This is a genomic window from Pseudomonas rhodesiae (genome assembly GCF_013285305.1).
Taxonomy (GTDB): Bacteria; Pseudomonadota; Gammaproteobacteria; order Pseudomonadales; family Pseudomonadaceae; genus Aquipseudomonas; species Aquipseudomonas rhodesiae.
Window position 1 is genome coordinate 4,504,854 of record NZ_CP054205.1, and the last position, 12,193, is coordinate 4,517,046.

General features: G+C 59.7%; 10 protein-coding genes and 1 tRNA gene. 4 read left to right on the forward strand and 7 right to left on the reverse strand.

The window, feature by feature from the left end; all coding sequences use genetic code 11:
* Positions 1–104 precede the first annotated feature (104 nt).
* Positions 105–194, reverse strand: a tRNA-Ser gene (locus HRH33_RS20300).
* Positions 195–514: 320 nt separating this feature from the next.
* Between HRH33_RS20300 and HRH33_RS20305 the strand changes: the two genes are divergently transcribed.
* From HRH33_RS20305 to HRH33_RS20315, 3 genes are all read left to right on the forward strand, one after another.
* Positions 515–1,207, forward strand: a complete 693-nt coding sequence (locus HRH33_RS20305; RefSeq protein ID WP_034099749.1) for a crotonase/enoyl-CoA hydratase family protein — start codon at positions 515–517, stop codon at positions 1,205–1,207.
* 212 nt (positions 1,208–1,419) lie between these two features.
* Positions 1,420–2,142 (forward strand): 1-acylglycerol-3-phosphate O-acyltransferase, encoded by a 723-nt coding sequence (locus HRH33_RS20310; protein ID WP_167416843.1) that lies wholly within the window; start codon positions 1,420–1,422, stop codon positions 2,140–2,142.
* 104 nt (positions 2,143–2,246) lie between these two features.
* Entirely contained in the window at positions 2,247–3,218 is a 972-nt protein-coding gene (locus HRH33_RS20315; protein WP_034099751.1) for a magnesium and cobalt transport protein CorA, read from the forward strand.
* On the opposite strand, the gene HRH33_RS20320 is transcribed toward HRH33_RS20315, so the two are convergent.
* From HRH33_RS20320 to HRH33_RS20330, 3 genes are all read right to left on the reverse strand, one after another.
* Positions 3,196–3,939 (reverse strand): amidotransferase, encoded by a 744-nt coding sequence (locus tag HRH33_RS20320; RefSeq protein WP_167416842.1) that lies wholly within the window; start codon positions 3,937–3,939, stop codon positions 3,196–3,198. The genes HRH33_RS20315 and HRH33_RS20320 overlap by 23 nt on opposite strands.
* Positions 3,940–4,023: 84 nt before the next feature.
* Entirely contained in the window at positions 4,024–6,171 is a 2,148-nt protein-coding gene (locus HRH33_RS20325; RefSeq protein ID WP_173603541.1) for a 3-hydroxyacyl-CoA dehydrogenase NAD-binding domain-containing protein, read from the reverse strand.
* Positions 6,172–6,187: 16 nt separating this feature from the next.
* Entirely contained in the window at positions 6,188–7,393 is a 1,206-nt protein-coding gene (locus HRH33_RS20330) for an acetyl-CoA C-acetyltransferase (protein WP_167416840.1), read from the reverse strand.
* Positions 7,394–8,044: 651 nt separating this feature from the next.
* Between HRH33_RS20330 and HRH33_RS20335 the strand changes: the two genes are divergently transcribed.
* Entirely contained in the window at positions 8,045–8,848 is an 804-nt protein-coding gene (locus tag HRH33_RS20335) for a c-type cytochrome (RefSeq protein ID WP_167416935.1), read from the forward strand.
* 50 nt (positions 8,849–8,898) lie between these two features.
* On the opposite strand, the gene HRH33_RS20340 is transcribed toward HRH33_RS20335, so the two are convergent.
* From HRH33_RS20340 to HRH33_RS20350, 3 genes are read right to left on the reverse strand one after another with little or no spacing between them, the layout of a single operon-like run.
* Positions 8,899–9,702 carry a transglutaminase family protein gene (locus tag HRH33_RS20340; protein WP_034099755.1) on the reverse strand — a complete coding sequence of 268 codons (804 nt, stop codon included), beginning with the start codon at positions 9,700–9,702 and terminating at the stop codon, positions 8,899–8,901.
* The gene (locus HRH33_RS20345) at positions 9,699–10,649 is read right to left on the reverse strand and encodes an alpha-E domain-containing protein (protein WP_034099756.1); all 951 of its coding nucleotides are present in this window, start codon (positions 10,647–10,649) and stop codon (positions 9,699–9,701) included. The genes HRH33_RS20340 and HRH33_RS20345 overlap by 4 nt, the downstream gene beginning before the upstream one ends.
* A gap of 4 nt (positions 10,650–10,653) precedes the next feature.
* Complete coding sequence (locus tag HRH33_RS20350) at positions 10,654–12,063, reverse strand: circularly permuted type 2 ATP-grasp protein (protein ID WP_034114850.1); 1,410 nt, start codon at positions 12,061–12,063, stop codon at positions 10,654–10,656.
* Between the last annotated feature and the right edge of the window lie 130 nt (positions 12,064–12,193).

Below are 12,193 nucleotides of genomic sequence, written 5' to 3' on the forward strand. Positions count from 1 at the left end.
ATGCGAGGGCACGGCGCAGCCTGCCAAGCCCTGTATTTAAGAACGCCAGAAACCACAAACCCCCGGCTCTTGTTAAGAAACCGGGGGTTTGTGTTTGTAGAATGTGGCGGTGAAGGAGAGATTCGAACTCTCGATACAATTTCTTGTATACACACTTTCCAGGCGTGCTCCTTAAGCCACTCGGACACTTCACCGTATCTCGTCAAACCAGTTCAGTCTGTCGAGGCGCGCTAATGTAGTCGAAAGCCTTTCTGATGGCAAAGGTTTTTTTCAGAATATTCATGCGGTTAGCCGGTTATGCCTGAGCATGTCCGGCGAGGGGTGGTGATTGTGCCATTCTCAGGCACCGCTGGCGCCTGTCTCAAGGCTTTGTCGCGACACGCCGCAGGCCGTCTAGGCTTGGGCATGGGGGAAAAGGCTGACTGGGTAGTCAGTCATAGCGCTTTACCGAGCCGGGCGTGGTGGGTAACGTCTGCTGCATTCTTCTATAACAAGCCCTACAAGGAACCGCGTCATGAGTGAGTTGATTGCCTACCACCTCGAAGACGGTATCGCCACCCTGACCTTGAGCAACGGCAAGGTCAACGCCATTTCCCCGGCGGTGGTCAGTGCGTTTAACGAAGCGCTGGACCAGGCCGAGAAGGATCGGGCGGTAGTAGTGATTACCGGCACGCCGGGGATTCTGTCCGGGGGTTACGATTTGAAGGTGATGACCGCCGGCCCCAAAGAAGCAATCGGTCTGGTGACATCGGGCTCGACATTGGCGCGGCGGCTGTTGTCGCACCCGTTCCCCGTGATTGTGGCGTGCCCTGGGCATGCGGTGGCTAAGGGCGCCTTTCTGTTGTTGTCGGCGGATTATCGGATCGGGGTAGAAGGCCCGTTCAGCATCGGCCTGAACGAAGTGATGATCGGCATGACCATGCACCACGCCGGAATCGAGCTGGCACGGGATCGTCTGCGCAAGTCGGCGTTCCATCGCTCGGTGATCAATGCCGAGATGTTCGACCCTCAGGGTGCATTGCAGGCCGGCTTCCTCGATAAAGTGGTCGCCCCGGAAGAACTGCACGCAGCAGCGCTGGAGGCGGCGCGGCAATTGAAGAAGATCAATATGAACGCCCACAAGCACACCAAATTGAAAGTGCGCAAAGCGCTGCTGGAAGCCCTGGACGAGGCAATCATCCAGGATCAGGGCCATATTCTGAGCTAAGCCTAACTATGCTTATGCCAAAGCCCGACCTTGCGTCGGGCTTTTTCTTACAGCCACATCTGAAAAAGCCTCAGTCGCTTTAGGCTGGGGCCCCTGGCAAATATCGAAATATGCGCTCAAACATCGCCCATCTCCTACTTCTATAGCGCCAATTGCCGAATACAGTGCACAACCGTACACTGCGCCACCTTTTGTTTCGATGGGCCAGGTGGATGCTTTTTCTGTTACGTATGGTGTTGATGGGCCTGCACTTTATAGTGGCTGGTGTGTTGGGTGTGCTGATCGGCGTTTGCCGCCCGTTCAATCCGGATAACAGTCGCTTGTGCGCCCGCCTCTACGCGGTGCCCGCCATGTGGTTGTTGGGGCTGAATGTGAAAGCCGATGTCGACTCGCTGCGGCATAAGCCGGGCACATGCGTGATTATCGCCAACCATCAGTCCAACTATGACTTGTTCGTGTTCGGTACCGTGGTGCCCCACCGCACCGTGTGCATCGCCAAGAAGAGCCTCAAGTGGGTGCCGCTGTTCGGCCAGTTGTTCTGGCTGGCGGGCAATGTGTTGATCGACCGCGGCAATGCCCACAAAGCGCGCCGCGCCATGCTCACCACCACCGATACGTTGCAACATAAAGACACCTCGATCTGGGTGTTCCCCGAAGGCACGCGCAACCTGGGCAAGGGTCTGCTGCCATTCAAGAAAGGCGCCTTTCATATGGCCATCGCCGCCGGGGTGCCCATCGTGCAGGTGTGCGTCAGCAATTACGTCACCCATATGCAGCTCAATCGCTGGAACAGCGGTGATGTGCTCATACGCTCGTTGCCTCCAATTCCTACCACCGGCATGACCTCGGACGACCTCCCGGCCTTGATGCAAGCGTGTCAGGCGCAAATGGACATGTGCATCAAGGCCATGGATGCACAGCTCAAGAGGGTCTGATTCCCTTTTCCTTATAGGAGCGAGGGTGCTCGCTCCTACAACGGAACGCCATTCACGCTAAGCTGCCCAACATCTGTCTCCTCTTATAAGAAGTGATCAGCATCATGGGTAGAGTTGTTGCGGCCGCCGTCTACAGCGCCGGAAAGAAAGTCACCGATATCACCCTCGACGAAGGCGCGGCCTGGGCCGCCAAACCCGGGCATTTTGTGTGGATCGGCCTGGAAGAGCCCAACGCCCTGGAATTGGCCAACCTGCAACGCCAGTTCAACCTGCATGAACTGGCCATTGAAGACGCCCTGGAAAAACACAGCCGCCCCAAGCTGGAAACCTTTGGCGACGCGCTGTTTATCGTCACGTATTCGCCGGTGCGCGAGAACGGCAAACTGGTGTTTATCGAAACCCATATCTTCGCCGGCAACGGCTACGTGATTACCGCACGCAACGGTCACTCGGCATCCTACGGTTTTGTACGTCAGCGCTGTGAGGCGCGACCGCTGTTATTGGAGCATGGGGAAGATTTCGTACTCTATGCGCTGCTGGATTTCGTCACGGAAAACTACCAGCCGGTCAGTGAGGCAATCCATGCCGAGATCGATGAGCTGGAGCGCAATGTGCTATGCAGTTCGTTAAGCGAACGCGATATCCAGAACCTCCACAGCCTGCGCCGCGACGTGCTGCGGCTCAAGCGTCATGTGGCGCCAATGGTAGAGATCAGCCAGGAGCTGCAGAAACTGAGCTTTCCGTTTATCGACAAGAACATGCGTCCATATTTCCGCGATGTGCAGATCCACGTCACGCGGCAGATGGAAGACCTCACCACCCTGCGCGACATCGCCAGCCAGACCATTGAAATCGGGGTGTTGCTGGAGGCGTCGCGCCAGAGTGTGGTGCAGCGCAAATTCGCCGCCTGGGCGGCGATCCTGGCGTTCCCCACCGCAGTGGCGGGGATTTATGGGATGAACTTCCAGAACATGCCTGAGCTGCAATGGCACTACGGCTATTTTGCGGTGCTCGGGCTGATCGCGGTGGGGTGCACCAGCCTGTGGGCCAGCTTCAAGCGGTCGGGATGGCTTTAACCTCGGCTTCGGGCTTGTGCGCCACAAAGCGCATCATCCATTCCGCTACGGTGACGCCATGGTGCTCGCGTGCCAGGCTGGCCACACCGTTTGAGTAGACTTTTTCGCCCAAGGTTGTCTGAAGAATCTCCAGCAACTCGCGCGAATAATCCTGAACAAATTCCGGGTGGCCCTGGAAGCACAGTACCTGATCGCCGATGTGGTACGCGGCGAACGGGCAAAACTCGCTGGAGGCAATGACTTTGGCGCCCTCCGGCAAGGTAGTTACCTGGTCCTGATGACTGATCAGCAGCGTCAGTTCAGGCACCTCGGGGCTCATCCACGGCGCCTGGGTATCCAGTGTGTAATCATGAATGCCCATGCCCCAACCTTGAGTAGCGCGCTCGGCTTTACCACCCAGCAACAGCGCCAGCAACTGATGGCCGAAGCAGATGCCCAGCAGTTTGTCGCCGCGTTGGTAACGTTCGAGCAAGTAGGTTTTGAGCGTCTGGATCCACGGGTCGGTGCCGAAGGAGTCTGCCTTGCTGCCGGTAACCAGATAGGCGTCAAACTGCTCATCGTCCGGCGGGTACTCCCCGTTCACCACGTTGTACACCACAAACTCGGCAGGGATCGGCTGCTTGGCGAACAGGCGCTTGAACATCTGCCCGTAACCTTGGTACTGATCGATCAAGCCTGGACGCAGGATATCGGTTTCCAGGATGCAGACGCGTAGCGACATAAAAAATACCTGACACGGCGATGGGAATATCGAACACCTCAAGCCTGCCTGCAAACCTACCTGCAAAGCAAGCCCCCGCCACACCTATACGAAACTCTCCCCTCGCGCAGCTTTTTGCAATAACAGTGCCGGCGGCGTAAACCGCTCGCCGTACTGTTCGGCCAAATAACGGGCGCGAGCGATAAAGTCGTTCAGGCCGTATTGATTGATAAATTGCAATGCGCCGCCACTCCAAGCCGCAAAACCGATGCCGAAGATCGAGCCCACGTTGGCGTCCGCCGTGGACATCAACACCCCCTCCTCCACACAGCGCACGGTTTCGATGGCTTGGATAAACAGCAAGCGGTCGCGCACGTCTTGCGCCGAGATCCGTTGTTCGGGCCGCTCGAAGCGCTGTTTCAGCTCTGGCCACAGGTATTTCTGCCCGCCACTGGGGTACTCATAAAAACCGCCGCCAGCTGCTTTGCCCAACCATTTGAATTCATTGACGAGCCGCTCGATCACCGCCGTGGCTGGATGAGCCAGCACCGCCTGACCTTCGGCCTGCAGATCCTTGGCAGTTTGCTGTCGGATATGGCTCATCAGCCTGAGTGAGACTTCATCGGACACCGCCAGCGGCCCTACCGGCATCCCGGCCTTGCGCGCCTCAGTCTCGATCAACGGCGCGGCCACGCCCTCGCCAAGCATGGCGATACCTTCATTGGTGAAGGTGGCGAACACCCGTGAGGTGAAGAAACCACGGCTGTCGTTGACCACGATGGGGGTTTTCTTGATCTGCAGTACGAAATCAAAACCACGGGCCAGGGTTTCGTCTGAGGTGCGCGAGCCCTTGATGATTTCCACCAAGGCCATCTTGTCCACCGGGCTGAAGAAATGCAGACCGATAAATTTGGCGGGGTCCGGCACCGCCGTGGCCAGGCCGGTGATGGGCAAGGTGGACGTATTGGACGCGATCACCGCATCGGCCCCCACCACGCGCTGGGCGGCGGCCGACACCTTGGCCTTGAGTTCACGGTCTTCGAACACTGCTTCGATGATCAGGTCACAGCCGGCCAGGTCGCTGTCGTCCTGGGTGGGAAAAATTCGCGCGAGGATGCTTTCGCGCTGTTCGGCGCTCACTTGCCCACGGCCAAGCTTTTTGTCCAGCAGCGCCGTCGCGTGCGCTTTACCCCTCTCGGCCGCCGCCAGGTTGATGTCTTTGAGCACCACGTCGATTCCCGCACAGGCGCTGACATAAGCGATGCCCGCCCCCATCATGCCCGCGCCGAGCACACCGAGCTTGCGTGTCACATAAGGTGCAATACCTGCGGGGCGCGAACGCCCGGCATTGATGTCATTGAGCTGGAACCAAAAGGTGCCGATCATGTTCTTGGCCACTTGTCCGGTGACCAATTCGGTGAAATAGCGGGTTTCGATCAGGTGAGCCGTGTCGACGTCTACCTGAGCGCCTTCCACAGCGGCGCAGAGGATTTTCTCCGGCGCCGGGAAACAGCCCTGGGTTTTACTGCGCAGAATCGACGGCGCAATCGCCAGCATCTGCGCGACCTTGGGGTGCGACGGCGTGCCGCCGGGGATCTGATAACCCTTGTTGTCCCAGGGTTGTCTGGCCTCGGGGTTGGCAAGAATCCAGGCGCGGGCCTGGGCCAGCATTGCGTCGCGGTCCGTGGCCAGCGCATGGATCAAACCGGCTTGCAATGCTTGTTGCGGGCGTACTTTTTTACCTTCGAGCAAATACGGCAGGGCTTTTTCCAAGCCCAATAAACGCACCATACGCACCACGCCCCCTCCTCCGGGCAGCAGACCCAAGGTGACTTCCGGCAACCCCAGTTGCACCGATGGCTCGTCCAGCGCGATACGGTAATGGCAGGCCAGGCAAATCTCCCAGCCACCGCCCAGCGCCGCACCATTGATGGCGGCCACCACCGGCCTGCCAAGGGCCTCCAGGCGACGCAACTGCGCCTTGAGCACTCGCACGCCGTCGTAGAACGCCTTGGCATCGGCCTTGTCGACGGCGATCAACTCGTTGAGGTCTCCACCGGCGAAAAAAGTCTTCTTGGCCGACGTGATAACCACACCGGCGATGTGGTCCTTTTCCGCTTCCAGGCGTGTGACGGTGGCGGCCATGGCCTCGCGGTATACGGCATTCATGGTGTTGGCACTCTGGCCAGGCAGGTCAAGGGTCAGCACGACGATCTGGTCCTGGACTTTTTCGTAACGAATGGCATCGGTCATAACTAATTCCTTGGGCTCAGAGACGTTCGATCACAGTGGCGATGCCCATGCCACCGCCGACACACAGGGTGGCCAGGCCATAGCGCAGCTGGCGTGCCTCCAATTCGTCGAGCAAAGTACCGAGAATCGCACAGCCGGTGGCGCCCAACGGGTGGCCCATGGCGATCGAACCGCCATTGACGTTGACCCGCGCGGGGTCGATACCCATGTCCTTGATGAACTTGAGCACCACCGAGGCGAAGGCTTCGTTGACTTCGAATAAGTCGATGTCTTCCACGCGCAAACCTGCCTTGACCAAGGCTTTGCGGGTGGCCGGCGCCGGGCCAGTGAGCATGATGGTGGGGTCGGTGCTGGTCACCGCCGTGGCAACAATCCGCGCCCGTGGGTGCAAGCCCAGCTCACGGCCCTTGGCCTCTGAGCCGATCAGCATCAATGCGGCACCGTCGACGATGCCGGAACTGTTGCCCGGTGTGTGCACATGCTGGATTCGCTCCACATGGCTGTAGACCCGCAACGCGGTGGCGTCGAAGCCCATCTGCCCGATCATCTCGAAACTGGGCTTGAGCTGGCCGAGCCCTTGGAGGGTGGAGTCGGCGCGGATAAATTCGTCGTGATCCAGCAGCACAATGCCATTTTGGTCCTGCACTGCGATCAACGACTTATTGAAGGAACTGTCCGCACGGGCCCTGGCTGCTTTCTGTTGGGATTGTAAGGCAAAGGTATCGACGTCCTCGCGGGTGAAACCTTCCAAGGTTGCGATCAAGTCCGCGCCAATACCCTGGGGGGTGAAATGGCTGTGCAGATTGGTCTGCGGGTCCAGAACCCAGGCGCCGCCGTCGCTGCCCATGGGCACACGGGACATGGACTCGACGCCGCCCACCACCACCAAGTCTTCAAAGCCGGAGCGCACTTTCATCGCGCCCAGGTTGACCGCCTCCAGGCCCGAGGCACAGAAGCGGTTGATCTGCACGCCGGCGACGCTGATGGCCCAGTCGGCGACCAGTGCCGCAGTCTTGGCGATATCCGCGCCTTGGTCGCCGATCGGGGTGACGCAGCCGAGCACGATGTCATCCACCTGCTGGGTGTCGAGGTCGTTGCGTTGCGCCAGCGCCGTAAGCAACCCGGCGGCCAGGTTGACCGGTTTGACACTGTGCAAGGCACCGTCGGCCTTGCCCTTGCCCCTGGGTGTGCGTATGGCATCAAAGATCAAAGCTTGGGTCATGACGTCCTCGAACCGCGTGCGTGTGTGCCCTTACCTTAAGCCCGATTGACACGGTTTCAATGACGGATGCGCTCATTGCCTTTGACCCTCATGCTCGGACGAACGGTAGGTGCCTATGCTAATTGCCGGATTAATCGTTTTAGCTGTCTAGCCAAGGCATTGGCGCCAAGATGGCGTTATGCCTCATGTCGTTTTAAGCGCGAATTCGTATTAGCTGATACGAAATGGATCTAAGCCACGAAGAACGAGGGCTCTAAGGTTCAATCAGTAAGACGTTGCTGCCGGGTTTTGCCGGAGCGGCTGTAAGAAAAGCGACACGTCATAGCGCCATACTGGACGACCACGGCACGCATTTGACGCTCAGGAATAACAACAAAAGGCAGTCAGCCATGTTCAAGCATTCGAAAGTACGTCAGGCGGGACTTATTCTCTTCGCCACCACATTGATACTGATCCTACCCAACCTCACCAAGGTGATTGGGTGACCCTTCAGCCCCCGAATTCTGGGCATTTATCGCATCAGGATTGCAGCTTTTGGCAGCACCTGCCGGGACTTCGCCGTGCGCGATCCTGTGGCAGGGGCTGTCTTTTTACCCGCGTTTTTCCGGTATCGTGAGCGCTTTCGCCACGTCTTATTACCGGGCCTTCCTCTTGAAACCGATCTTCGCCCTTCTCCTCGTGCTGTTTGCCCTGCCGGTCACGGCGGCATCCCTGACAATCGAACTCGACCACACCAGCAAGACCTGGCAGAGCGCCGACCTGCTCAAGCATCCGGCTGCGCAAACAGTGCGTATCGTTGATGACGTTTCCTACAAGCGCACCATGACGTATCGCGCAGTGCCGCTGGCGCTACTCCTGCCGGGTCTTAAGCCAGAACACCATGTGCAAGCCGTTGCACTGGATGGCTTCGCCGCCGAGCTGAGCGCTGGCCCACTGCTGCAAACCCACGGTGCCCGCGCCTGGCTGGCCGTGGAAGACCCCGCGCAGCCATGGCCGGCACTGGCCGACGGCAAGCCTAGCGCAGGTCCGTTCTATCTGGTGTGGACCGCCCCACAGGCCGGGCCTATCAGCCCCGAACAGTGGCCATTCCAGATTTCCAGCATCAAACAGTTGAAAACCGTGGCGGAGCGCTTTCCCGCCCTCCTCCCCGACCCGAAACTCGCAGCCGACGACCCGATCAATCAGGGTTTTGCACTGTTCCAGAAAAACTGCCTGGCGTGCCATCGCCTCAATGGCGCGGGGGATGCGCAGGTGGGACCGGACCTGAATATTCCCTACAACCCTACGGAATATTTCGCCGCCGATTTCCTCAAGCGCTACATCCGTGATCCGCAAAGCCTGCGGCATTGGCCACAGGCAAAAATGCCCGCGTTCACCGCCAGCGTGTTGCCGGACCATGAACTGGACCTGCTGGTGGGCTATCTGAAGCACATGGCGGGGCGTAAGCAGCCGTAAAGCTCAGCGCTCACCTTCGTTTGGCGGGTGAGCTTCACGGTGGAGGCTGGTTATTGCTGCTGGACTGAAATGACCGGCATCGGCGCCACGGATACTTTGGCGTGCATCTGTTCATGCCCGCCACCCCGGCGCATGCCGCGTACCGGGCAGGCATCGAGATAATCCAGGCCCACGGCCAGTTTCAAGTGGCGTTCCGGACGTGCCAGACGGTTGGTCACGTCGAAGCTGTACCAGGCGTCGTCCAGCCAGGCTTCGGCCCAGGCGTGGCTGGCCAAGTGAGTGCTGTCTTCGCTGTACAAATACCCCGACACATATCGTGCAGGAATCCCCAGGCTGCGCGCGCAAGCCAGGAACACATGGGCATGGTCCTGGCATACCCCCGCACGGCCAGCGAAAGCATGAGCGGCGCAGGTGTCGACTTCAGTGGCGCCGGGGGTGTAGACCATGGTTTCGTTGAGCGCGTGCATCAAATCAATCAGGGCGCTGCGGTCGCGCCGTTGGCCGCACTGCTGCTGGGCGAACCCACGCAAGGCTTCATCGGCCTCGGTCAGGCGAGTGCCGCGCAGGAATGGATAGGCCGACTGTTGCTCGTGCTCGGCCTCGCGCAACTCATCGATATCCACCTGACCACGGGCGCCGATGATGATGGCGTCGTGGGGCTCATCCAGGGTCAGCACATGCAGGATATTGCCGAATGGGTCGACCTGCGCGCGCACCGGGCGCGGCAGATCCAGTTGCCAGCTGAGCACATGCTGGCGCTCGCTGTCGTGGGGCGTGAGGCGCAGGTACTGGATGCTGGCGCGCACCTGGTCTTCATAGTGGTAGGTGGTTTCGTGGCTGATGGAAAGTCTCATGCCGCCTCCAAGTAGGAATGGTAGATGGCATCGCCCAATTGGCGGACCAGGGGGATAAAGTCGGTCAGCCAGGCATGCAGGCCTTCTTCAAGAATTTCATCGATGGCGGTGAAGCGCAGGCGTGCATCCATCTCGGCGGCCAGACGCTGCGCCGGGCGGCCATTGAGGCCCGGCAGGCTGGCGAGGATCTGGTCGATCTCTTCGCTGCACGCACGCAGCGAGCGCGGTACATCGGCGCGCAACAGCAGCAACTGCGCCACTTGCCGGGCACCGGGGGCGTCGCGATAGATTTCGGTGTAAGCCTCGAACGAGGACAAAGCACGCAGCAACGCGCTCCACTGGTAGTAGGCGTGAGCCGTGCCATCGGTGACGGCGTCGGCGTGGTCGCCGGCCATTTCATAGCGCGCATCCAATAGACGAAGCGTGTTGTCGGCGCGCTCGATAAAGGTCCCCAAGCGAATGAAACGAAATGCGTCATTACGCATGATGGTGCCGTAGGTCGCGCCACGGAACAGGTGGGAGCGCTCCTTGACCCACTCGCAGAAACGGCTCATGCCATAACGGCTCAGGCCTTGCTGGGCGATATCGCGAATGTCCAGCCAAGTGGCATTGATGTTTTCCCACATGTCTGCGGTGATTCGCCCACGCACCGCATGGGCGCTGGCCCGCGCTGCGCCCAGGCAACTGTAGATACTGGCGGGGTTTGCCGCGTCCAGGGCAAAAAAGTGCAGCAGGCGCTCGGCGTGCAACTGGCCGTGGCGCTCGTGGTAATCCTCCAGGGTGCCGGTGATCAACAACGGCATCGCCAGTTCATGCAGGCCATCGCCGCGTCCGTCCTGGGGCATCAGCGACAGCGAATAACTCACGTCGAGCATGCGCGCGAGGTTTTCCGCACGCTCCAGGTAGCGCGACATCCAATACAGATCCGAAGCAGTTCGACTCAACATGGCATCAGTCCTCCACCACCCAGGTGTCTTTGGTGCCGCCGCCCTGGGACGAGTTGACCACCAGCGAGCCTTCGCGCAGGGCCACGCGAGTCAGGCCGCCGGGGACCACACGCGTCTCCTTGCCGGACAGCACGAACGGGCGCAGGTCGATATGGCGCGGGGCAATACCGTTTTCCACAAAGGTCGGGCACGTGGATAGACACAGCGTGGGCTGGGCAATATAGGCATGGGGCTTGGCCATGATGCGCGCGCGAAAGGCTTCGATCTGCGCCGCCGTGGAGGCCGGGCCGACCAGCATGCCGTAGCCGCCGGAGCCTTGGGTCTCCTTGACCACCAACTGCGGCAGGTTAGCCAGTACGTGGGATAACTCGTCAGGCTTACGGCACTGGAATGTCGGAACGTTCTGCAGGATCGGCTCTTCATCCAGGTAAAAGCGGATCATCTCGGTGACGAAGGGGTACACCGACTTGTCATCCGCGACGCCTGTACCGATGGCATTGGCCAGCACCACATTGCCCGAACGATAGGCAGCCAACAGGCCGGGCACTCCGAGCATGGACTCCGGGTTGAAGGCCAAGGGGTCGAGGAACGCGTCGTCGAGACGGCGATAAATCACGTCCACCGCTTTGGGGCCATCGGTGGTGCGCATAAATACACGGTCATCGCGCACGAACAGGTCGGCGCCTTCAACCAGTTCCACGCCCATTTCCCGGGCGAGAAACGCATGTTCGAAAAACGCGCTGTTGAATCGGCCCGGGGTCAGCACCACCACGCTGGGGTTATCCAGGGGGCTGGCGCTTTTTAGGGTATCGAGCAGCAGGTTGGGGTAATGATCGATCGGCGCAATGCGCTGGGCGGCGAACAGTTCGGGGAACAGGCGCATCATCATCTTGCGGTCTTCAAGCATGTAGCTGACACCGCTGGGTGTACGCAGGTTGTCTTCCAGCACGTAGTAAGTGCCGTCGCCATCGCGTACGAGATCGACCCCGGCGATGTGGGCATACAGATTGCCGTGCAAGTTCAGGCCCTGCATTGCCAATTGGTATTGCTCGTTGGCCAGCACCTGTTCGGCGGGAATGATCCCCGCTTTGATGATGCGTTGCTCGTGGTAAAGGTCAGCGAGAAACATATTCAACGCCTTGACCCGCTGAATACAGCCACGCTCGATAGTCCGCCATTCACTGGCCGGTATGCTGCGGGGGATGGTGTCGAAAGGGATGAGGCGCTCGGTGCCCTGTTCGTCCCCGTACAGGGTGAAGGTGATCCCGGCGCGGTGAAACAGCAAATCGGCTTCGCGCCGGCGCTGGGCCAGCAGTTCATCAGGGGTTTGGGCCAACCAGCGGGCGAACTCGCGGTAATGGGGGCGGACCTGCCCTGCCCCGTCGTACATTTCGTCGTAATAAGTGCGGATCATGCCGTACTCCTTGTCACCCGGACGCAAGAACCATCGCAAGGCCCGTGCCATCGGCATAAACACTTAAAAATCAGTGAGTTGAATAGATCCAGGCAGTTAATCGCACCTTCCTGGTGCGTCGAATGCCTGG